Source organism: Acinetobacter beijerinckii CIP 110307 (genome assembly GCF_000369005.1).
In the GTDB taxonomy this organism is placed as follows: domain Bacteria; phylum Pseudomonadota; class Gammaproteobacteria; order Pseudomonadales; family Moraxellaceae; genus Acinetobacter; species Acinetobacter beijerinckii.
The window spans coordinates 284683-307353 of record NZ_KB849765.1 but is presented as its reverse complement, the minus strand read 5'-3'; the positions used below and the strand labels follow the sequence as shown (position 1 = coordinate 307353).

Annotated in this window: 20 protein-coding genes and 2 pseudogenes; 16 read left to right on the top strand and 6 right to left on the bottom strand. The window is 39.2% G+C overall.

Annotated elements, in window-relative coordinates:
• The first annotated feature begins 17 nt into the window (after positions 1 to 17).
• Positions 18 to 1121, top strand: a complete 1104-nt coding sequence (locus tag F933_RS07040) for an HPP family protein (protein ID WP_005059777.1) — start codon at positions 18 to 20, stop codon at positions 1119 to 1121.
• 89 nt (positions 1122 to 1210) lie between these two features.
• Here the strand turns inward: F933_RS07040 and F933_RS07035 are convergent, their stop codons facing one another.
• Positions 1211 to 1480 (bottom strand): PspC domain-containing protein, encoded by a 270-nt coding sequence (locus tag F933_RS07035; RefSeq protein WP_005059774.1) that lies wholly within the window; start codon positions 1478 to 1480, stop codon positions 1211 to 1213.
• Positions 1481 to 1822: 342 nt separating this feature from the next.
• On the opposite strand from F933_RS07035, the gene F933_RS07030 reads away from it, so the two are divergent.
• Entirely contained in the window at positions 1823 to 2491 is a 669-nt protein-coding gene (locus tag F933_RS07030; RefSeq protein WP_005059773.1) for a hypothetical protein, read from the top strand.
• A gap of 62 nt (positions 2492 to 2553) precedes the next feature.
• Here F933_RS07030 and F933_RS07025 read toward each other — a convergent pair whose 3' ends face one another.
• Positions 2554 to 4377 carry an acyl-CoA dehydrogenase C-terminal domain-containing protein gene (locus F933_RS07025; RefSeq protein ID WP_005059772.1) on the bottom strand — a complete coding sequence of 608 codons (1824 nt, stop codon included), beginning with the start codon at positions 4375 to 4377 and terminating at the stop codon, positions 2554 to 2556.
• A 240-nt stretch (positions 4378 to 4617) separates the two neighbouring features.
• Here F933_RS07025 and F933_RS07020 point away from each other — a divergent pair, with 240 nt between their 5' ends.
• Positions 4618 to 6921 carry a hypothetical protein gene (locus tag F933_RS07020; RefSeq protein WP_005059771.1) on the top strand — a complete coding sequence of 768 codons (2304 nt, stop codon included), beginning with the start codon at positions 4618 to 4620 and terminating at the stop codon, positions 6919 to 6921.
• Between the two features lie 58 nt (positions 6922 to 6979).
• Here F933_RS07020 and aroE read toward each other — a convergent pair whose 3' ends face one another.
• Positions 6980 to 7768 carry a shikimate dehydrogenase gene (aroE, locus tag F933_RS07015; protein WP_005059770.1) on the bottom strand — a complete coding sequence of 263 codons (789 nt, stop codon included), beginning with the start codon at positions 7766 to 7768 and terminating at the stop codon, positions 6980 to 6982.
• A gap of 152 nt (positions 7769 to 7920) precedes the next feature.
• Between aroE and F933_RS17380 the strand changes: the two are divergent.
• Together F933_RS17380 and F933_RS07010 are read left to right on the top strand one after the other, a co-directional pair.
• Positions 7921 to 8016: pseudogene (locus F933_RS17380) on the top strand (histidine phosphatase family protein); the annotation flags it as partial.
• A gap of 18 nt (positions 8017 to 8034) precedes the next feature.
• A pseudogene (locus F933_RS07010) lies at positions 8035 to 8502 on the top strand (histidine phosphatase family protein); the annotation flags it as partial.
• A gap of 55 nt (positions 8503 to 8557) precedes the next feature.
• On the opposite strand, the gene hemF reads toward F933_RS07010, so the two are convergent.
• Both hemF and ribA read right to left on the bottom strand, forming a co-directional pair.
• Positions 8558 to 9499, bottom strand: coding sequence for an oxygen-dependent coproporphyrinogen oxidase (hemF, locus tag F933_RS07005; RefSeq protein WP_005059762.1), 942 nt, complete (start codon positions 9497 to 9499; stop codon positions 8558 to 8560).
• A 130-nt stretch (positions 9500 to 9629) separates the two neighbouring features.
• Positions 9630 to 10232: a GTP cyclohydrolase II gene (gene ribA / locus F933_RS07000; RefSeq protein ID WP_005059759.1), complete on the bottom strand. Its 603-nt coding sequence runs from the start codon at positions 10230 to 10232 to the stop codon at positions 9630 to 9632.
• A 305-nt stretch (positions 10233 to 10537) separates the two neighbouring features.
• Here ribA and dxs point away from each other — a divergent pair, with 305 nt between their 5' ends.
• The 10 genes from dxs to F933_RS06950 all read left to right on the top strand — a co-directional run bounded on the left by dxs (position 10538) and on the right by F933_RS06950 (position 20808).
• Complete coding sequence (gene dxs / locus F933_RS06995; RefSeq protein WP_005059757.1) at positions 10538 to 12433, top strand: 1-deoxy-D-xylulose-5-phosphate synthase; 1896 nt, start codon at positions 10538 to 10540, stop codon at positions 12431 to 12433.
• A 134-nt stretch (positions 12434 to 12567) separates the two neighbouring features.
• Complete coding sequence (locus F933_RS06990) at positions 12568 to 13398, top strand: inositol monophosphatase family protein (RefSeq protein ID WP_005052072.1); 831 nt, start codon at positions 12568 to 12570, stop codon at positions 13396 to 13398.
• 72 nt (positions 13399 to 13470) lie between these two features.
• Entirely contained in the window at positions 13471 to 14028 is a 558-nt protein-coding gene (locus tag F933_RS06985; RefSeq protein WP_005059755.1) for a shikimate kinase, read from the top strand.
• A 489-nt stretch (positions 14029 to 14517) separates the two neighbouring features.
• The gene (locus F933_RS06980; RefSeq protein ID WP_005059753.1) at positions 14518 to 16515 is read left to right on the top strand and encodes a DEAD/DEAH box helicase; all 1998 of its coding nucleotides are present in this window, start codon (positions 14518 to 14520) and stop codon (positions 16513 to 16515) included.
• Between the two features lie 442 nt (positions 16516 to 16957).
• Positions 16958 to 17776, top strand: a complete 819-nt coding sequence (locus F933_RS06975) for an ABC transporter ATP-binding protein (protein WP_005059752.1) — start codon at positions 16958 to 16960, stop codon at positions 17774 to 17776.
• Entirely contained in the window at positions 17773 to 18552 is a 780-nt protein-coding gene (gene mlaE, locus F933_RS06970; RefSeq protein WP_005052066.1) for a lipid asymmetry maintenance ABC transporter permease subunit MlaE, read from the top strand. Before F933_RS06975 ends, mlaE begins: the two co-directional genes overlap by 4 nt.
• Positions 18552 to 19229 carry an outer membrane lipid asymmetry maintenance protein MlaD gene (mlaD, locus tag F933_RS06965; protein ID WP_005059750.1) on the top strand — a complete coding sequence of 226 codons (678 nt, stop codon included), beginning with the start codon at positions 18552 to 18554 and terminating at the stop codon, positions 19227 to 19229. The genes mlaE and mlaD overlap by 1 nt, the downstream gene beginning before the upstream one ends.
• 19 nt (positions 19230 to 19248) lie before the next feature.
• Positions 19249 to 19881, top strand: coding sequence for an MlaC/ttg2D family ABC transporter substrate-binding protein (locus F933_RS06960; RefSeq protein WP_005059748.1), 633 nt, complete (start codon positions 19249 to 19251; stop codon positions 19879 to 19881).
• Between the two features lie 14 nt (positions 19882 to 19895).
• Positions 19896 to 20183, top strand: coding sequence for an STAS domain-containing protein (locus F933_RS06955; protein ID WP_005052063.1), 288 nt, complete (start codon positions 19896 to 19898; stop codon positions 20181 to 20183).
• A 76-nt stretch (positions 20184 to 20259) separates the two neighbouring features.
• Positions 20260 to 20808 carry a suppressor of fused domain protein gene (locus F933_RS06950; protein ID WP_005059744.1) on the top strand — a complete coding sequence of 183 codons (549 nt, stop codon included), beginning with the start codon at positions 20260 to 20262 and terminating at the stop codon, positions 20806 to 20808.
• Between the two features lie 50 nt (positions 20809 to 20858).
• On the opposite strand, the gene F933_RS06945 is transcribed toward F933_RS06950, so the two are convergent.
• The gene (locus F933_RS06945) at positions 20859 to 21872 is read right to left on the bottom strand and encodes a CorA family divalent cation transporter (protein WP_005052061.1); all 1014 of its coding nucleotides are present in this window, start codon (positions 21870 to 21872) and stop codon (positions 20859 to 20861) included.
• 403 nt (positions 21873 to 22275) lie between these two features.
• Between F933_RS06945 and F933_RS06940 the strand changes: the two genes are divergently transcribed.
• Positions 22276 to 22671, top strand: coding sequence for an NUDIX hydrolase (locus tag F933_RS06940; protein WP_005059740.1), 396 nt, complete (start codon positions 22276 to 22278; stop codon positions 22669 to 22671).

Here is a 22671-nt window from a genome sequence, read left to right as displayed (position 1 = left end):
TTTCAGTAAGGTGCATTGTGAGCTATCCCCAATCTGACTGGTTAAATTTTCTGAAACCGAATTATAAAGTGCTTCCACTGAAAGAACGATTTTTTTCAGGCGTTGGTGCACTCTGCGGTTTAGCGATTTCCTCTTTAATCAGTTGGTATGTATTAGGTGGTATAAATGCTTGGTATATCGCACCGATGGGTGCATCCTCCGTTTTATTGTTTGCAGTTCCAAATAGCCCTTTAGCGCAACCGTGGAATGTGGTGATAGGCAATATAATTGCGGGGTTGATCGGGGTCAGCTGTGCGCAAATCTTACCTGACTTAACAACAGCGTTTAGTGTGGCGGTGGGGCTTGCGATCTTTATGATGATGACCACCGACTCATTACATCCACCGAGTGGGGCTGTTGCAATCACTGCGGTGTTAGGTGGCGATGCTGTACATCGACTCGGTTTTCACTTTATTGTTTATCCTGTTTTATTAAATTCGATCTTATTATTAGTTTTTGCTGTATTTTTTAACCGTTTAGTGGGTAGGCATTATCCAATGACTGCCCATGTGAATGAAAGGTCAAAAGATCCGACACCTACCCAAAAAGTGTCGATTCAGCCTAAAGATATTGAATATGCATTAGATCACCGCACTGAGTTGCTTGATATCAGTCAGTATGATTTAGAAAAAATTATTTTAGAGGCGCAACAACGTGCGAATGAACGAATAGTGAATTCATTTGTGTGCCAAGATATCATGAGCCGAGATGTGATGAAATTGCATGAAAATGACGATATTCATCAGGCATTAGATAAATTTAAGGCAGTGAATTTAATGAGTTTACCTGTGGTAGATCATGACGATAGATTAGTAGGAACTCTTGCTTTATATGAAGTTGTGGAATGGTTTAAGGGAGCAACTGACCCGCGTAATTCATGGCAGCATTATGTTCGACAAATTATGAGTCATCGTGTGGTAACGGTTGATCCTTTACAACCCATACAAGATTTAGTTCCATATTTTGTCGAAAAGTCCTTTAATTATATTCCCGTGGTTGATCAGCAACGCTTGATCGGTATTATTAGTCGAGCAGATATGATTGCTGCTTTACAACAGCAATTAAATCGACAATTAAATTAGGCTTTAATTTTTACAATAAAAAAAGCTACGGTTGGATTGGGGGAAACTCAACCGTAGCGACCAAAACATAAATATACAGAAAACCTTAATTAACGCTTTGTTGTCTCGTGATCATTAATGGTTTTGATGGATTGGTTGTAACCTTGTACCCGTTCTATTTGATCAATCTGTTTTTTCGGTATGACTAACCATAAAACTAGATAAACTAAGATACCAGGAAAGGCAGCACTCATGAGCGAGATCACCACAAAGATCAGGCGTAATAAATTTGCATTCCAACCAAAACGTTCCGCAATACCACCTAGAACACCAGCGATCATGCTTCGTTGGCTAGAGCGATATAAACCAGAATTGGTCATCGAGACATTCTCCTAAAATAAATAAGTTACAACAGTAAAATAAAAATATATAAGCTGCTGTTATTAAAGAAATAGGGGTAAATTCTTTTTTTTAAAGTTTAAACAGATAACAAAATCGTTACGGTGTGTAATTTGTTGATGGAAAAACCGACACTATCGCCTAAAATGCACCGACTTAAAGCAATCTGCTTTGTCATTGGCTATTTCCATCTGAAAGTTTGTTGCTGCTTATCCTTTTTGGGAATGGACGCTTATTTGATTGATCTCTATATTTTCAATAAATTAGGGTGATTGAGTCAGCTTAGAAAGCCATATCGATGTTGATGTTAGAGAATTATGAATATGCAGTTCAGGTTATTCTTACAAAATGTAAGTGTAGGCGTTCTATTCACGCTAGGGTTAAGTGCTTGCGATAGCCATCATCCTGAATCAATGAAAAAACAGACTCAAACACAACGGAGTAGTGAGGAAAGTTCTGCTGCAATTATTTTCGAAGATGATCAAAACGTATCTAGTGAAGGAATTTCTTTAACTGAAGTCGCAGGACAAGCGACCATTCCTCATGTCGCTTCAAAGTCTTTAGACAAGCCGACGGACAAAGATATGCAATATGCTGGTCGTTATCATGCGCGGATTCCGTGTACTGATGCTTTTGCAGGTTGTGTTAAAAATGAAAAAGAAGCTGAGTATATTCTTAATTTATTAGAAGATGGCTCCGTTTATTGGACCAATACCAGTTTTGGGCGTTTGGGTTCAGACGCTTCAACGAATATTGCGAAAATAGAACAGACCTGTAAACAAGTACAATGGCGAGTGCAAAAGGCTGGTAAGGAAATTTTGGTTCGTTGTGAAGCTGCCGATGTGAATTTGTATTATAAAATTAATTCAAAACAAGATTTAGTTTTAGATTTAGATCAAATTTGGAATGGTGATCATGGACGCAATCGCAAGTTCTTTCAAGAATATCCTTTCCCTGAACAGGCTTATGTGTTTGAAAAAGTTAAACACTAAAAACCAATATTAAATAAAAAGAGCGCTTCAAGCGCTCTTTTTATTGATCAGTTCCGATTCAATTAGTAATCGAAGCTGAAGTGTTCTGGAGCAAGAGAAGTCAAGGTACGAGACGTGGTTACCATTGATTCTGCATGACCTTGAGCGCGTGGCAATAAGCGGTCAAAGTAGAAATCTGCAACTTTGATTTTTGCTTTATAGAATTCTGGTGTTTCAATTCCGTTACCAGTTTCTAGTTTCTCAGAAGCAATCACTGCTTGTTGAGCCCAGAAATAAGCCATCATTACATAACCAGAGAACATCAAGAAATCATTGGAAGCAGAAGATACGATGTCACGGTCTTTACGAGCTGCAAGCATGATGCGAACAGTTAAAGTATTCCATTGAGCGCAAAGCTTCGTTAAGTCCCAAGCGAAACGACGTAAATACTTGTTACGCGCATGAGTAGCACAGAATTTCAAGATTTCAGCAGTATAGTCACGAACGACTTTACCTTTTGAGCTTAAAAGAACTTTACGACCTAATAAGTCAAGTGCTTGGATACCTGTTGTACCTTCATACAATGTTGAGATACGTGCATCACGTGCGATTTGTTCCATACCCCATTCACGGATATAGCCATGACCACCGTAAACTTGCATACCGTGATTTGCTGCCTCCAAACCTAATTCAGTCAAGAAACCTTTTAAAATCGGCGTATAGAAACCAAGTTTGTCGTCGGCAGCTTCATAAGCAGCTTGATCGCCATTTACCAATGCATCTGTCATTTTGTCTGCAAGTTTAGCAGCATGATAGATCATTGCGCGACCGCCTTCTGCAACCGCTTTTTGAGTTAATAACATACGACGAACGTCAGCATGGTGAATAATCGCATCACCTACACGCTCAGGCTCTTTCTTACCAGAAAGGGCACGCATCGACATGCGGTCTTTCGCATAAGGTAACGCACCTTGGAAAGAAAGTTCCGCATGTGCAATACCTTGAACTGCTGTACCAATACGTGCAGTGTTCATGAACGTAAACATTGCATGTAAGCCTTTGTTAATTTCACCGATCAGGTAACCAGTTGCATTATCAAAGTTTAATACCGCTGTTGCAGACGCTTTAATCCCCATCTTGTGTTCGATAGAACCACAAGAAACTGTATTACGCTCACCAACACCGCCATCAGCAGTTGGGATGAATTTAGGTACGATGAATAAAGAAATACCACGTGTACCAGCAGGGGCATCTGGAAGACGCGCAAGTACGATATGAATGATATTGTCTGTTAAATCGTGTTCACCCGCAGAGATGAAGATTTTCGTACCAGAGATTTTATAAGTACCATCAGCAGCAGGTTCAGCTTTAGTTTTTACTTGACCTAAGTCTGTACCACATTGTGGTTCTGTTAAACACATTGTGCCAGACCAAGTACCTTCAACCAATTTAGGCATGTAGGTATTTTTTTGCTCATCAGTACCAAATTGCATGATGGTGTTCATACAGCCTGTACTTAAACCTGGATACATTGTAAACGACCAGTTTGCAGTACCCATCATTTCTGATTTGATGAGGTTCAAAGACATTGGTAAGCCTTGACCACCAAACTCTTCAGGATAAGAAAGACCTTGCCAACCACCCATTACGAACTGGTCATAAGCATCTTTAAAACCTTTCGGTGTAGTGACTTCACCATTGTTGAAAGTACAACCTTCTTCATCACCTGATTGGTTCAGCGGAGAAAGTACGTTTTCGCAATAATCAGCTGCACCTTCAAGAATCATATCAACGGTTTCAGCATCCGCATTTTGACCACTTGTCAAAGTTTGGTAATGTGCTGGATAATCTAACATTTCGTTCATTAAGAAACGAATATCACGGAGCGGGGCTTTATATGCTGGCATAATCTTAATCCTGTATTTGAATCATTTTGGATTATCTGTTTCGATACTTTGATTATTCATACTAGTGATAAAAAATACATTGATAAACCCGAGGGAAAAAAATGTCAGAAAAGCGAATTTTCAAAAAAAGTTTTACTTAAGAAAATCATTTTTCTGCTAGAGTCTTCGCATACAGTATATGTGAAAAATAATCTATTTTATAGTTGAAAATATAACGATATAAGGGTGTTTGGTAAAGCTATGCGTTTAAAATATTTAACATTATGTATCTTGGGTCTTAGTCTTTCTGCATGTTCACAGCATGTCATTAAAACCAATTCAGGCTCTGCTAACTTAGATCAGAAGGCGATTAATAGCCTCAATGCGATGTACGAATATCCGAGTTATGATTATCGGGGAAAATTTAATGTACATGTCGATCTGGACGAAAAACAGAAATCAGCGACTGATAACAAAGTATTAGATGCCGCAGTACAACAAAAAGCGGATCAATATTTGCGTGATCAAAAAGTCAATTTGAATAGTCAGCAAAAGAAAGCTTTATATACCGCTTTAGCTGAGCAGCCTAAGAGTGCTTTCGGCACTAAAGCAGATAAATTCGCTCGTATCATGACCAATATTTTAAATGATATGCAGTTTGAATATGATGGCTCAGTTCATTATCGCCAAAAAATGGGTTCATTTAATCTAACCGCGCGTTATGAAAAGCCAACACTGTTGGTTCAAGCGAAAGTACCGATGGTACTAGATCTGAGTAGTTATAAATTCTATATCAATTACTTCGCTTTAATGCCTTATTTGGTCAATAAAGAAAATCAAAATAATTTGGCTTACTTGGATTTTTCCAAATATCAGGATTTGTTCAAACAAGTCGATTACAAAAAATTTGCTGAATATGTAAAAGCATCTAGCGCGGTTTATTATCGATTAGCCGATGCGAATAATATCCAAGCTTTATCAATTACATCTGCGGATCAGGCTGCCGGTGTTGTTGAAAAAATTCGTTTAAAAACCTCAATTGAGGAGCTGATCTTACAAGCAAATTTGTATAGTAAGGTTAATGAAAAATATTTGATGCAAAGCATATTAAATATTAAAGAAGCAAATTTAGAAAAGTTAATTCTAGATGATGCCAACAAAACGCCTGCTGATACTACAAAAACGCCATTAAATAATAAACAATCAGCAGAAGACCCAAGTGTCGTCAGCCAACAACTTTATCGATTAGTCAATCAGCACTTTGGTGTTGATGCTGAAGCGGATACTTCAGCGGTTGAGGCTGCTGAAGATGCCGCTGATGAGGCACAACAAGCCGCGGATGATGCCGCAGAAAATGCTGTGGCTGATTCAACTTCAGTTGATGATGAGCAAGATGGTTTATCAGAAGACCAATGTTTAACATTGCAAAATGCGTCTAAGGCAACCTATGGTGACGCACAATATTGTCAAAGCCTTTATGGTGTAGATGTATTTGGTGATAAGAAAACTGAATCAGGTTTTCTTTCATACATAGAAAAGCTAAAAGCTATAGAAAAAGAATTTGTTGTGTACGATAAAAATCAATTTATTGATGATCAAGCATTTAAAGCGTTATGGATCAAGCATCAGGCTGAGATTGCAAAAGCACTCCCACCTGTAGATAAACGTAATCCTTTTATTATGGATGTTGGGTTAGATACTCAAGGACGTGCGGTTAAAATCGATTATGATTTGAATTATGCATTACCTGAGATGAAATCTCGCTTTAACGTCAAAGCAGACATGCTGATTTCTAATTATGGTAAAGCAACTCCAATTGACCAAGCTCAATTGAAGCGTGCTAAAACATGGGCAGAAGCAAGCAAAGGTTCTATGTTAGAGCAGGCGATTGGTAGTTTCTCTGAAAAGTTAGGGCAAACGAATGTTCAAGAACGTTCAGCAGAAGCATATACACTATCATTAGATGACCAATTGAAAGTGATTGCTGAACAACGATTTGATGCAACGAAAGCCTATGAGCAAACGTATAAAGCAGTATTTATCGCGAAATTGATTGAAACTAAGCCTGAAATTGTACAGCGCTATACGAGTCAGGAATTACAGGAAATTGCTGCTGTCTTTGCGTATTGGTATGGCAATGAAGAGGTTTATAATCCAGAAGGTAAAGCACTACAAACAATAGAAGCGTTACAAAATAAACACCATCTTCAAGAGGAAGATCAGTTTGATGATAAATTGGGTCAAGCTGTTAATCGTATCGTTAATGAAGCAATGCGCGGTGATAAAGATCGTCAAGCTTGGAAAAAATTGCAAGCTCAATATAAGCAGCCACAACAGTTATTTGCACAGCAATATCAGATTCAATTTGAACTGGAAAATGGGGTTTCAAGTGAAGAAAAGCTTCTACTTGCCCAAACAGCAAATATTTTAGGACAGGTGTATGTTGATGCGCGTAAAAATAAGTTGTCTGAAAAGAGCATAAAATCATTAAAGATTGAGCATAATGAATTTATTGATTATGAAATTTTTAAAGACGTTTATTTGAAAATGTTAAGCACTAAATAATTGTTAATTATGTAAAAAATAACCTGATTTATGCAGGTTCTTTTTTACATACGTTGATTTATAAAAAATCTTTTAATTCGGGTTTAACACCATTCCAAATAGAGAAAGCTTCAATAGCTTGCCCCACTAACATGCCAAAACCATCAGTTGAGGGAACTTGACGCTCTTGGGCTTGCTCCAAAAAGCTAGAGGGTTTTCCATAAGCCATTTCATAGGCATGATGAAAGATTAAGTTTTCAGGTAATTGTAATGCTTCACCGCTTAAACTTGCTGAAGTTGCGTTAATCACAAAATCAAATTCACCTGTCAATTCATCTAAGCGAATGGCTTTTAGCTCAGTCTGGGCAACAGCATCTTTTAAATCCTCAACGAGTTGCTCAGCGCGAGTGAGTGTTCGGTTAGCAATCACAATTTGTTTTGTGCCAGCTTGAACCAGTGGATAAATCACACCGCGTGTTGCACCACCTGCACCTAAAATTAAAATACGACTATTTTCTAAACTCCAATTTAAGGCTTGAATTGCTGTAACCAAGCCCTGACCATCAGTATTGTCACCGTGGAGCTTGCCATCTTGCATCCATAAGGTATTCACTGCTTTTGCAATCTTAGCGCGTTCAGTCAATTGATCGCAAAGGGCGAATGCTTGTTCTTTAAAAGGCACAGTGACATTCATGCCCGCACCGTTTTGTGCAAAGAAATCTTTTACTGTGCTTTCAAATCCATCTAAGGGCGCAAGAATTTTTTTATAGTTTAGATCGACTCCTGCTTTTGCTGCGAATGCGTGATGTAACTCTGGTGAGCGAGATTGTTCAATCGGGTTTCCAATTACAGCAAATTGTTTGGTCATGAGTGATCAGTATGGTAAAGGTTAGTAGAAGTTTATAAAGTTGAAAGGGATGCTGCAATATTGATTTACATCTATAACAAGACGATGTGGTGATTTAGTTTTTACAACATGTTTTGATGAATGAAAATCAAGATACAACTTTAAATAAAACTATGAGTATATTTTTAATTCGGCATGCTGAAAGCGAGGCCAATATCAATGGGCGCACTTTATCTCATGCTTCTATTGCTCTTAGTGAAAATGGCAAATGACAAGCTAAGCAACTTTGTGTGAGCTTGCCTCAAATTGACTATGTGATTATTTCTAAATATTTACGTACATATCAGACTGCTGAACCTATTTTACAAAAATATAGGATCACTGCGGAGATAGATGGAAACATTCATGAGTTTAGTTATCTTTCTGAACGTAAGTGTGCAAATACCAATTTAGATGATCGAAAAGAGTGGGTAAAAGCATATTGGGAAAAGATGGACTGCGATTATCGGGATGGCGATGATGCGGAGTCTTTTACTGACTTATACATTCGTGTACAACTATTTCATAAAAAATTAAGACAATTAGAAAAGGAGTATGCGGAAAAGAATTTAGTGATTTTCACGCATGGGCAATTTCTACGATTACTTCTGACATTAAAGGATAGACCTAAACCTTTAAGTCGAGAGCTGATGCAAAATTTTAGATTAGACCTAATTCAACAACCCATCCCAAATACCACAATATTTTTATTTTAATGTTTTCAGATAAGATTTCATCCCTGAGCTTTATATCAGGGATGAATAATTTCATTTAATTCTCTAAACCTAACCAATCTCTTGGTTTTAAATAATAATCCGTGAGTCGCTTCTCAGGCGAGTCAGCTTCCCATTCTGGACGATACGACCAGCCTGCTAAATTCGGTAAACTCACAAGAATTGACTCAATACGCCCACCTGTTTGTAAACCGAACAAGGTGCCACGGTCATAAACCAAGTTGTATTCTACATAACGACCACGACGATAAAGTTGGAACTCCCGTTGAGCTTCGGTATAGGGCTGCTCACGGTGCTTCTCAAAAATTGGCAAGATCGCTGCTAAGTAACCATTACCAACGGCTTGAATATATTTAAAGCAAGTCTCGAAGTCCCATTGGTTCAAATCATCAAAGAATAAACCACCAACACCACGTTGTTCATCACGATGTTTTAAGTAGAAGTAATCATCACACCATTGTTTATGTTCTGCATAGACATATTCACCAAAAGGTTGACATAAATCGTACGCTGTTTGGTGCCAATTCTGAACATCTTCATCATCTGGATAAAATGGGGTTAAGTCAAAGCCACCACCAAACCACCACACAGGATCTTGACCTTCTGGTTCTGCGATAAATAAACGAACATTAGCATGAGAAGTTGGGATATTTGGATTTTTCGGGTGAATCACTAAAGAAACACCCAATGCTTGTGCTTTTGCACCTGCAATCTGTGGATGACGTTCTGTAGCAGATGCAGGAAGTTTGCTGATATTAATGTGGGAGAACATGACCCCACCCTTTTCAATCACTTCACCATTTTGCAAAACACGGGAGCGACCACCGCCACCTTCAGTTCGTTGCCAATCATCAATGATAAACTCAGCGGTGCCACCGCCTGCAAGTTCCTGTTGCTCTAGTCCTGCACAAATCCGTGCTTGTAGATCGAGTAAAAACTCACGAACACGTTGAATATCAACTGAAGTTGGATGTTGCATGATGATCCTCTGAAAGTGATCTAGGGATTGCTTATATCAAAACATAAATCCATAAAAAAAATAAGGGATTTTTAATTTTTCTAATTAAAAATCCCTTAAATGCTTTATTTTTGAACACCTTTGAAATGAATTAAAAGTCATCTTTTTGATAAAGATGATTCATTCGTTCACTTTTGGTCTTTAAATATTGTTCATTAAATGGATTACGACCAACTGTGAGAGGTACACGCTCAATCACATTAATTCCAAGATCGGTTAATGCTTTAAGTTTCAAAGGATTATTGGTGATTAATTTCACTTCTTTAATTTCAAGATGATCGAGCATAATGCTGCACATATCATAACGACGCGCATCAGCAGGAAGATTCAACATAAGATTTGCATCAACCGTATCATGCCCTTGATCCTGTAAAGCATAAGCACGGATTTTGTTGGTTAATCCAATGCCACGACCCTCTTGACGTAAATACAAAATCACACCTTGTCCAGCCTCATTAATTAGGCGTTGAGTTGCTTGTAATTGAGGACCACAATCGCATTTGAGTGAGGCGAACGCATCACCAGTTAAGCATTCAGAATGAATACGAACTAATACTGGTTTATTGGGAGCAGTTTCTAAACCTTTAGAAAGTGCCACGTGTTCTTCACCCGTCTCAGGGTCTTGAAACACGGAAATATTGAAGTCACCGAAAGCAGTAGGTAGCTTTGATGTTGCAATAAATTCAATCGGCACAGATAACTCTCTATTATAATAAAAACAGTCAAAGTATAGCTTAATGTGTGAAGATTGAGTGAATTGGAATTTCTGATTTTTCACATAAGTTTTTCTTTTTCATAGAAAGCACACAATAATGGTTGATAAACAGTGACATAATTCAGGATAATCTGCGAGCCAGTCAGTTATGATTGGTTTGAGAATGTTCAGCACTACATCATTCGCACATGTGGCTGATTGAAGGTAGATCATATTTAATTGTATGATTGCCCCCATTTAACCCAGCTTCGGATTTGCCAGGCTTAAAAAGGCTTTGCCACATTATGTTGTATACCGAAATTCCAACTCAACGCCCTGTTACGCCATTGTTAGATGGAATTGATCATCCACAACAATTACGTCAGCTCGAGCAAAGCCAACTCGTACAAGTGGCTGATGAGTTGCGTCAATACATTTTGTATGCAGCAGGACAAAGCGGTGGTCACTTTGGTGCAAATCTTGGAGTCATCGAACTGACTGTTGCGCTGCACTATTGCTTTAATACTCCTGAAGACCGCTTGGTTTGGGATGTAGGTCATCAAGCCTATCCGCATAAAGTATTAACAGGTCGCCGTGAAACGATTACCACAATTCGTACAAAAAATGGTTTAGCCGCTTTCCCCGCTCGTGATGAATCAGAGTTTGATACCTTTGGGGTAGGGCATTCATCAACTGCAATTTCAGCAGGTTTGGGGATGGCTTTGGCACGTCGCTATCAAAAAGATCCATGCGATGTTGTTGCGATTGTCGGTGATGGCGCAATGACAGCGGGTATGGCATTTGAAGCGATGAATGACGCTGTTGCACATGATGCTGATTTAATTGTTGTTCTCAATGATAATGATATGTCGATCTCATGTAGCACAGGTGGTTTTGCAAAACACTTAGCAGCGATTTGGGAAACAGGTCAGTTTATTAATGTCAATGAACATGGCGAAGCTTATGTTCAACCACATCCCAAATGGACTTATAATTCGCGCTTGCATCAATCTGCGACGGATGCGGCCGATAATTTATTTAAAGCGATTGGTTTTGATTATTTTGGACCATTTGATGGTCATGATGTGGAACAGTTAGCTCAAGTTTTCCATGCACTCAAAAAACGCAAAGGTCCGCGATTAGTTCACATTTACACTAAAAAAGGTAAAGGCTTTGCACCAGCGGAAGCAGATCCAATTACCTATCATGCGATTACTAAGATTACTCCTACAGCTTCAGCACCAGTCAAAAAATCACCACCCAAATATTCAGATGTTTTTGGGCAATGGTTATGTGATCAAGCAGCTCAAGACTCACGTCTATTAGCGATCACACCTGCAATGTGCGAAGGTTCTGGCATGGTGAAGTTCGCACAACAATATCCTGAGCGTTTCTTTGATGTTGCTATTGCCGAACAACATGCAGTGACTTTAGCAGCAGGTATGGCATGTGAAGGCTTAAAACCTGTTGTTGCGATTTATTCAACCTTCTTACAACGTGGTTATGATCAATTAATCCATGATGTCGCATTGCAAAATTTAGATGTTACTTTTGGTATTGATCGTGCTGGTTTAGTGGGTGAAGATGGTCCAACGCATGCTGGTGCGTATGATTATGCCTATATGCGTACAGTTCCTAATATGGTCATCATGGCACCAAAGGACGAAAATGAATGTCGTCAGATGTTGCACACAGCTTATCTCTACGAAGGACCAACCGCGGTACGTTATCCGCGTGGTGCAGGAACAGGTGTAGAAATTCAACAGCAAATGACTGCTTTAGAAATTGGTAAAGCTGAAATTGTTGCAGAATTTAATGTAGATGCAGATCAGCAGATCAGTATTTTAGCTTTTGGTAGTCGAGTGGCAGCCTCAGTTGAAGCAGCAAAACTATTCGCTCATAAACACTTGATCGGTGTACGTGTGGTGAATATGCGTTTTGTGAAGCCTTTGGATGAAAAAATCATTCGTGATTTAACGCCTCGTACTCAACTGTTTGTTACTGTAGAAGAGCATGCGGTCATGGCTGGAGCAGGTAGTGCAGTAAATGAGTTCTTAGCACATGCTCGAATTTTAAAGCCAGTTGTGAATCTCGGTTTGCCTGATACGTTCTTACATCAAGCGACACATCAGCAAATGCTTGCAGATTGTGGTTTGGATGGACAAGGGATTTTTGCTTCAATTGAGAAAGCTTGGTTGTGATACATAAGCTTCTGTAAATACGTAGATAATTTTTCGTAAACATTTTTCACCTAAAAGCCCGTATATTTGCTAGAATATGCGGGCTTTTATGCATTATTCTTTGTCAAAATCTTCAAATTTGTAGTGGGTGTTCAATGGAACCTATGGTGGTTATGGCTGCGCGTGCGGCTCAAACAGTTGGTCAAGAGCTTTTAAAGGCACATCAAAATCGTCATAAACTCGATTTACAAGTTGAAGAAAAAGGCATTGATGGTCCAGTAACACGTGTAGATCGTTACATCGAACAACTTACAATAGATACACTTCGCAAAAGCTATAAAAATCATAGCTTCCTAGGTGAAGAGTTTGGGTTACAAGAAGGTAAAGGTCACGATGCTGATTGGTGTTGGGTGATTGATCCTTTGGATGGTACACAAAACTTTATTCACGCTGTTCCTCATTTCTGTATTTCTATTGCTGTGCAACATAAAGGCATAACTCAACACGGTGTGATTTATGATCCAGTCCGTGATGAATTATTCTCTGCAAGCCGCGGTCGTGGTGCAGTAATGAACCAACGCCGTATTCGTGCGAATGTAAAAGACAGTTTAGAAAATACTTTCCTCGCAGTGGGTCATCCTTACCGTGCGAAACGTAATGGTGAAATCGTTTCTTATGCAGAACAACATTTCGCTTCTTTGCTGGCTGTGACTAAATCAGGCGCTCAATTCCGTCGTACAGGCTCTGCTGCATTAGATTTGGCTTATGTTGCGGCGGGTCGCTTTGATGCTTTCTTTGAGCTTGGTTTAAAGCCTTGGGATATTGCAGCAGGTGAGTTGATTGTGAAAGAAGCGGGTGGTGTCGTCGTTGATGCTCGTGGTGGTAATGATTCAATGGAAAATGGTCAAGTCCTTGCTTGTTCACTTAAAATGTTAAAACCATTGATGCAAACAGTTGTTCCAGCTTGGGGCGAAGCTGCAAAATAATTTGCTGAATTTTAAAAAAGCCCTCAATATTTGAGGGTTTTTTTATGCATCATTGAAAATAAGGAAAAACAATTGCTAATCTATTTTATTGGCCCTGGTGGAGCAGGAAAAACAACAATAGCAAATTTAATTTCTAAGAAATTTAAATTTATCTGTTGCGATTTAGATTACTACTTTATGCAAACTGAAGGTGATATTTCTCAATACATTCATATGAACGGTTATCGAAAATATGCATTACGTAATATTCAGCTATTTAAAGAGCTTCAAGCACAATTTGATATAAATAAGATAACGATCATAGTTTGCTCTTCAGGATTTATGACATATCCAGAGAATCTCGATCAAAATTATCATGAGTTAAAGGGTGAAATAGAAAACCATATTTTTACTTTTTTAGTATTACCATCATTAGATTTGGAAATGTGTGTACAAACTATATTATCAAGGCAAATGAATAGGACTTATTTAAATCCAGTCATTGAAAGTGAAGAGTTAAAAATTAGAGCAAGATTTAAGATTTACACTGGATTCAAATGCAGAGCGGTCCTTACGGACAGATCTCCTGATATAGTTGCTGATAATTTTATAAAGATATTTGGCGATTTGCTATTAGAGAAGAAAAAATAATAGTCTTTGGCTGGGGCGAAAATAATCTAATATTTAAATTTTTTGATGTTGTATTTAAAATTAAGTGGCTGATAATTATATTTATAGTGGATTGTGATTGATTTTTAATTATTTCTATCTCCTACTTTTATGATTGATTTAATAAGCAGAAAAAAGTAATTGAATCGAAAAAATAACTAAAAGACGTGACTTTCTTAAACTTTCTGCTATAATCCGCCCACGCACTTAAATTCCAGTTCATTACCTGAACACTCATTTCTATTCATATTAGCGCACGCTGTCCGTAGAGAGGACCACATCTTGCGCCCAAATCGCTTAGCGATTCTTCAGGTTGAAGCAGTAATCAAGCGTGCGTTTAGTCCACATCGTCGTTATTCGGATCGCCGCTGAACTTCATCTATTTTTCAGCTTGAGTCGCTTTGCCGCTTGTTGCCGATGTCTATTTTTTGTATTTATTAAAATGGAGCACCCATTAGGGTGAAACTCTCTATGAGCAAAACTTTTGCCGAATTTTCTCTACACGAAACCTTACAACAAGCGCTTGAAGGTTTAGGTTTTACCACACCAACTCCTGTACAAGAACAAGCGATCCCTGCTGCGTTAGAAGGGAAAGATTTATTAGTATCGAGCCAAACTGGTTCAGGTAAAACTGCTGCATTTTTATTGCCAACTTTAAACTCTTTAGCTGGCGAAGAAGCTTTCGTATCTTTTAAAGATCGTATGAAAGCAGTTACTCAGCCTACAATCTTAGTTATTTCTCCTACACGTGAATTGGCTCAACAAGTAAGCCAAGACGCGATTGGTTTTGTACGCCACATGAAAGGTGTTCGTATCGCTGCAATTATGGGTGGTATGCCTTTTGGTAAACAAATCCAACAGCTTAAAGGTGCACAAGTTGTCGTTGCGACTCCAGGTCGTTTACTTGACCTTGTAAACCGCCGTCAAATCAAGTTAGACAAAGTTGAATCACTTATTGTTGATGAAGCTGACCGTATGCTTGATCTAGGTTTCTCTGAAGATCTAGAAGCGATTGGTGAATTAGCTGCAAATCGTAAACAAACATTAATGTTCTCTGCGACTTTTGCTGATCGTATTATTCGTCTTGCTGAGCGCATGATGAATGATCCACAACGTATCGCAATTGAAACTGGCCACAGTACTAACACTGATGTAACTCAGACATTACATTGGACTGATGGTTTTGAACACAAGAAAAAATTACTTACTCACTGGTTATCTGATGAGTCAGTAGATCAAGCTGTAGTATTCGCAAGCACACAAGAAGACACAGACATGCTTGCTGAAGAATTAGCTGAAGCTGGTCATTCAGTGGTTGCATTACATGGTGCAATGCCACAAACCGTTCGTAACCGTCGTTTACGTAGTATTCGTGAAGGTCGTGCAAAAATCTTGGTTGCAACTGACGTTGCAGCGCGTGGTTTAGACGTACCAACAATTTCTCACGTGATTAACTTCGGTTTACCGATGAAGAATGAAGACTATGTACACCGTATTGGTCGTACAGGTCGTGCGGGTCGTACAGGTCAAGCGATTACATTAGCGACTTACCGTGAACGCGGTAAAATTCGTGCTTTAGAAGATTATTTAGATGCTCGTTTAAGCGTATCTGAAATTGAAGGTTTAGAGCCATCTCCACCTCCTGCTCGTTCAGGTCGTGATAGTGGCGGTCGTGGCCGTGATGGTGGTGGTCGTGGTCGCGGTGGTCGTGACGGCGGTGGTCGTGGCGGTTTCGGCGGTGGTCGTCGTTTTGAAGGCGAAAGCAATTTCAAACGCCGTGAAGGTGGTGATGACCGTCCACGTCGTAGCTTCGATGACAAACCACGTGGCGAACGTCCATCATTTGGTGGTGAAGATCGTCCACGTCGCGAATTTAATTCAGATCGTCCACGTCGTGAAGGTGGTTTTGAAGACCGTCCACGTCGTAGCTTTGATGACAAACCACGTGGCGAACGTCCATCATTTGGTGGTGAAGATCGTCCGCGTCGCGAATTTAATTCAGATCGTCCACGTCGTGAAGGTGGTTTTGAAGACCGTCCACGTCGTAGCTTTGATGACAAACCACGTGGCGAACGTCCATCATTTGGTGGTGAAGATCGTCCGCGCCGCGAATTTAATTCAGATCGTCCACGTCGTGAAGGTGGCTTCAATGATAAACCGCGTTTTGAATCGAATGATGACAACCGTGGTAATCGTGTAGACTATAAACCACGTCGCGAAGGCAGTTTCGGTGATCGTCCAAAACGTGATTTTGGTGATCGTCCAGCGCCACAACGTGAAGGTGGTTTTGGTGACCGTCCAAAGCGTGATTTTGGTGATCGTCCAGCACGCCGTGAAGGTGGTTTCAGCGACCGTCCAAAACGTAGTTTCGGTGGTGAAGACCGTCCAAAGCGTAGCTTCGGTGGTGAAGATCGTCCAAAGCGTAGCTTCGGTGATGACCGCCCAAAACGTAAGTTTGGTAGCGAGTGATTATCGTCGGAAAAACGACTTTTAATCGATAAAAACCGATAAAAAGAAGAAGCCAGTTGAAAAACTGGCTTTTTTATTTGGGGGTAGTCATGTAAAATAGCAAAAATGTATACTGGTTCAAGTTTTAGTTTGGAAATGAATAGAGTTAATCAAAATAAAAGTCTTTTCAATCAAATGTGGTCGTTTGTGTGTAGCGAAGGGTTGCCGTGTTTATTTGTGATCTTAATGCTGTGTAATGGTCTGTTTTTTGCGTTTGCAATTTTTGATGAAACTAATCCTCAATCTTTCAATGTGAATTCTCATCATGGTGTCAATGAAGTAAGTACAAAGAACAACTACATAAATTAATAATCTTCATACGTAGCATATCAAAATAAAAACAAGCGCTTATTCTTTCAGTGTATAGTATGCGTGCATAAAAAGTGCAGGAATGAATGCCATTATGAATAATAAATCTCCTCTCGATACTGAAGCCTTAATTGAAGTGAAACACTTGAGCTTTAATCGAGGAGAACGTGTCATTTATGACGATATCAGCCTTAAAATTCGACGTGGTCAAATAACAGCAATTATGGGACCTTCTGGTACTGGTAAGACAACGCTACTGCGCCTAATCGGTGGACAGTTAGTACCTGATCGTGGTGAAATTTTACTAGATGGTAAAAATATTGCTGCGATGTCCCGTCATGAACTTTTTGCAGCACGTGCGCGAATGGGCATGTTATTTCAAAGTGGTGCTCTTTTTACAGATATGTCTGCGTATGAAAATGTAGCCTTTCCTATTCGGGCACATACCAATTTGCCAGAAAATCTAATCGCAGAACTGGTTGCATTAAAGCTTGAATCAGTCGGATTACGTGGCGCTGAACAATTAATGCCATCAGAACTTTCTGGAGGTATGAACCGTCGTGTTGCGCTTGCACGTGCCATTGCACTTGATCCTGAATTGATTATGTATGATGAACCTTTTGCGGGGCAAGACCCGATCGTGATGGGGGTGTTGACACGTTTAATTCGCTCTTTGAGAGAAGCACTCGATTTAACAACAATTATTGTGTCGCATGACGTGGCAGAAACCTTGTCGATTGCCGATTATATTTATGTGGTCGCAGAAGGTAAAATTCAGGGCGAAGGTTCACCAGAACAGCTAAAAAATCATGCTTCGCCATTTGTGCGTCAGTTTTTAACGGGCTCGGCTGATGGCCCTGTTGAATATCAATTTACTCAACAAGCATATTTAGATAACGAGGTTCGTCCATGAATGCGATTGCCTGGTTAGGTAGACTCGTTATTGAGCGGATAAAGGGAATTGGTGCTGCTGCGCTAATGCTGCTGCAAGTTTTATTTGCCATGCCATCGAAAGGTGGCTTTCAGCGTTTTATTTACCAAATGTATCGAGTCGGGGTGATGTCCCTGCTGATTATTGCTGTTTCTGGTTTATTTATAGGCGCAGTTCTTGGTCTACAGATGTACAGCATTCTCGTCACATTTGGTAGTGAAGCAATGCTCGGTACAGCCATTTCACTGACTTTACTTCGTGAACTTGCTTCTGTCGTTGCAGCCTTATTATTTGCTGGGCGTGCTGGTTCAGCATTGACTGCTGAAATTGGCTCAATGAAACAAAGTGAACAACTTGCAAGTATGGAAATGATTGGGGTAGACCCACTCAGACAAATTGTAGCACCACGTTTGTGGGCGGGTATTGTTAGCTTACCCATGCTTACGGTGATATTTGCGTCGATAGGTATTATTGGCGGTAAGTTGGTAGGTGTGGATTTTTTAGGTGCTGATGAGGGTTCGTTTTGGAGCGGTATGCAAAGTAGCGTACAGTTCTGGCATGATATTTTTAATGGCACCATTATCAAAAGTATTGTATTTGCTGTGATTTGTACATGGGTGGCGGTATATCAAGGTTATGCTTGTGACCCAACACCAGAAGGTATCGCGACATCTATGACCAGAACGGTCGTATATTCTTCACTTTGTGTCTTAGGTTTTGATTTCGTGTTGACTGCGGTCATGTTCGGAGGGATTTAATGAAATCACGTACTAGTGAGCTGGCCGTAGGTATCTTTGTCATTATCTTTGGTATTGCTCTATTTTTTCTTGCAATGACAGTCAGTGGCTTAGTTGGGACTAACTTAAAAGATAGTTACAGCATGACAGCCCAGTTTGATAACGTAAATGGCTTAAAACCACGTGCCAAAGTCACCATGAGTGGTGTAACGATTGGTCGTGTTGAATCAATTTCTTTGGATCCAGTCACACGTTTGGCAACAGTTAAATTTGACTTAGATGGTAAATTAACCAGCTTTGACGCTGAACAATTAAAGCAAGTTCAGAAAAATGCGTTGGAAGAATTGCATTACAGCTCTGATTATCAACAAGCTGATGTAGCGAAACAAAAAGAAATGGAACAGCAACTTATTCGTAACATGACCTCCATCACCAGTTTGGATGAGGATGCTTATATTATGGTTGCAACCAACGGTTTGTTAGGTGAGAAATATTTGAAAGTTGTACCAGGTGGGGGCGTGAACTATTTGAAACGTGGAGATGTTGTTTCAAATACCCAGGGTACGATGGATTTAGAAGATTTAATCAGTAAGTTTATTACTGGTGGTGCTGGCAAGACCACATCAGACTCAACATCATCTAGTAGTTCTGCATCACAGCCCGCTGCTACAGAAGCAGAAGCTTCTTTTGTTGAGTAATTCAGGTTAGGAGATTGAAGTGAATACATTATTGAAACAAACGTTAACGGCAAGCGTATTATCAAGCATGCTTGCAACGGCGGCATTTGCTGCGCCTACAGAAACCCCACCTGATTTTGTAAAGCGTGTTGCTGACGGCTTGATTACTCGTTTAAAAGCGGACCATGCTAAATTGCAAAACAATCCAGCTTTAGTGAAAACAATCATTCGCCAAAATCTAGATCCGTATGTTGATTCTCAAGCATTCACGAGAATTGTTCTGGGTACTTATGCGAATAATCAATATACCAATGCTGCACAACGTGCGCAGTTTGAGCAAAACTTTCGTGCAGTGATTATTGAAAACTATGGTAGTGCTTTCGCTAAATATACCAATGAAAGCTACACCATGCGTCCATATCGAGCTTCAAACAGTAAGAACCCTGTTGTAACTTTGGATTTCTTGCATAAAGGCGAGAAAATCCCTGTATCTTTCCAGTTGATTGATAAAGGTGATCAGTGGAAAGTTCGTAATATCAATGTTTCAGGAATTGATTTAGGTTTGCAATTCCGTAATCAGTTTGCTGCAACCGTTCAGCGTAATGGTGGCGATATTAATAAAGCGATTGCAACATTTAAGCCTGATGCAGATGCTGCTGTTAGCAAAAAATAAATAGGTGATCTTTGGTGATTCAGTATATTGATCAACAATTAGTTGTTTCAAAAACAATTAATTTTGAAAATGCAGAGCAGATGTATCAAACTGGCTTAAAGCATATTCAACAGCACAAGAATTTTCCTTTGGTTGTTGATCTTGCTCAGCTTGAACATGGTAATACTTTATCTTTGGCTGTATTGGTGCAATGGTTACGCCAAACACCTGAGAATAAAGGTCTGCATTTTAAAAATGTACCTGAGAAAATGCTGAAGATTATCCAATCTTGTCATCTGCAAGATGATTTGAAATTGATTTGATATTATCTTATTCATCGAGAAAAGAGAGTTACCTAACTCTCTTTTTTTGTTTTATGGTTTGGTTTTAAGGTGAAGAATGAAATATACACCTGAGATACAGCAAATATGTTCCGTCATAGTCAATACGGTAATCAGTAATGACATATTTAATGATGATTGTAATCTTTATTATTTTGAAAAAGAGAATGGGACAAAAAGACATCAAGCCGTAAGCACATTGCGTGATGATGTAAATTTACATGTTATTTTTTCAATACCTACGAATACACGTTATATTTATATTACGGTTTCTGATGGTGATGCTAATTTAATCAGGCAGCTATTTGCGACACTTGAAGATATTGAAGGACATGAGCAAATAGGTATTGGTTGTGTTCAGTTGTTTGATGACACTCGCCTTATCGAAAATGATGTAAGAGGAATAATCTTATTACCAATTATTACATCGGATATTTTAAATTTTTTACCCACTCAACTCGAAATTAATGAGGTAAATTATAATTTTATCCTTGTTGTTTTCCTAAGTACGAAAGAATATCAGCAATGGGAAACTAAAGGATATGATGCCTTAATTGATTATTTTATTGAAAATGAAAAAGATCTTGTCGCATTTGATTTATCATAAAAGAGCTAGAACATTTTGACCTTAGCCAAAATATTCTAGAGATAAAAACATTAAATCCATTTCTTCCAGCGGAAATAGAACATCGGTAAGACTAGAAATGCCATGAGTATAGCCGCAACGATCCAAAAACTTAAACTACCATGCGCAAATGGAAGCACATCCGTGTTCATGCCATAAATACTGGCAATCAACATGGGTGGTGCAAGCATGCTTGGTAAAATTGAGAATCGACGGATCGTATCATTCTGTTCTGTATTAATGAATCCAGACGTTGTATCGAGTAAGAATCGAACTTTTTGGAAGAGGAATGCATCATGCTCGACAAGTGAACGAACATCCTCACTTAACTCGCGAATGTCAGCATCATAAATATGACTGCCTAAAGCGCGAGGACGAGCCAAAAAAGTCAGCACACGTCGTAAATCAATCAAACAAAGTTGTGCTTTTCCGAGCATATCTTCTTGCTGAGCTAAGCGTGTAATCATGTCATCGAGATCTAAGATTTTTTCTCGATGATGGTTGTTAAGGACTTCAGTCGAATATCCTTCTAAGTCTTTGTGGATATCTTCTAAGATATCCGCAAGCTCATCAAGTTTTGCCTCAAGTAGTCCAAGTAAAATCCACGTTGGATCTTTATAGTCCATATCGTAGTCATTACGACGAGCGCGAGCACGAAAGGCGCGAAAAGCGACAAGTTTCTCACCACGCATGGTGAACAAGCGATCTTTATGCAAAATAAAAGCTACGGTTTGAACCATCGCTAACATATGAGTCGAATCTTCTACATCACCGTCGACTTGATAACTCTTATTTTTCGTTAAAAAATAGGTGCTAATATGCAAAATACCATCGTCATCACGATAAAAGCGTGCTGATGAGGAAATGTCTTCTAATGATTTGAGAGTAGGTAAGTTCCGATCATAAGCATCGATTACCCATTGTTGCTCTTCTTGAGATGGAGCAATCAGATCAATCCAGACCAATTCAGGGTGTAGATCAAAACTTCCATTGATGGTTGCATCTTCTAGACTACCGCGCTCTGTGGCATAAAAGGCTTCAAGCATGTCTTTTTTCCTCGCGCAGTCGATGTCGGGTTTTGCGTATTCTAACGAAAACCAGCGTGTATTTTAGACAAGGATGAAAGGAAAAACACTTGCCTAAACGTTAATTTGTTAAAAATCTTATTGCTTAGACTACTTTATCAGCATGACAGTTATATAAAATGCTTTTAATTGTATGAATTCTATATGTGTTTTCAGTAATGGTGACTGTAATCATCTTCAGTTAAATAAAAATAGCAAAATACTTCGGGCTGTTTTTTAAGCAAATACATGTGATTGATCTGTCTATTCTTCTGAAGCTTTTAGATTGAGCAGTGTATTTTTACGAACGTTTAATACGATACTCATGTATCAAGTTGCAGAATCATAATAGACTATTGCTCGCTATAACGGAGAGGCTAACTGCTTGAATACAATTACTGTCGCTGCGGCAATTATTTTAAATGAACAGGATCAATTGCTGTTGGTCCGTAAAAAGAATACGCATGCATTTATGCAGGTCGGTGGAAAACTAGAGGCAGATGAAGCACCTGAGATCACGATTCAACGCGAAATATTAGAAGAAATTGGTTGTCGTAGTGAGTTGAAGCAGTTCGTCGGTCAGTTTGAAACGGCAGCTGCTAATGAGCCGAATCATGTGTTGATCAGTTATGTCTATGTAATTGAATTAAAGCAAACACCGCAAATTGCCGCTGAAATTGCTGAAATGAAATGGATTGATTTAGATGATCAATCGACTCTACTCGCACCATTAACCAGAGATGTTGTTATTCCGTGGTGTCAGCAAAATTTAGTGAATTAA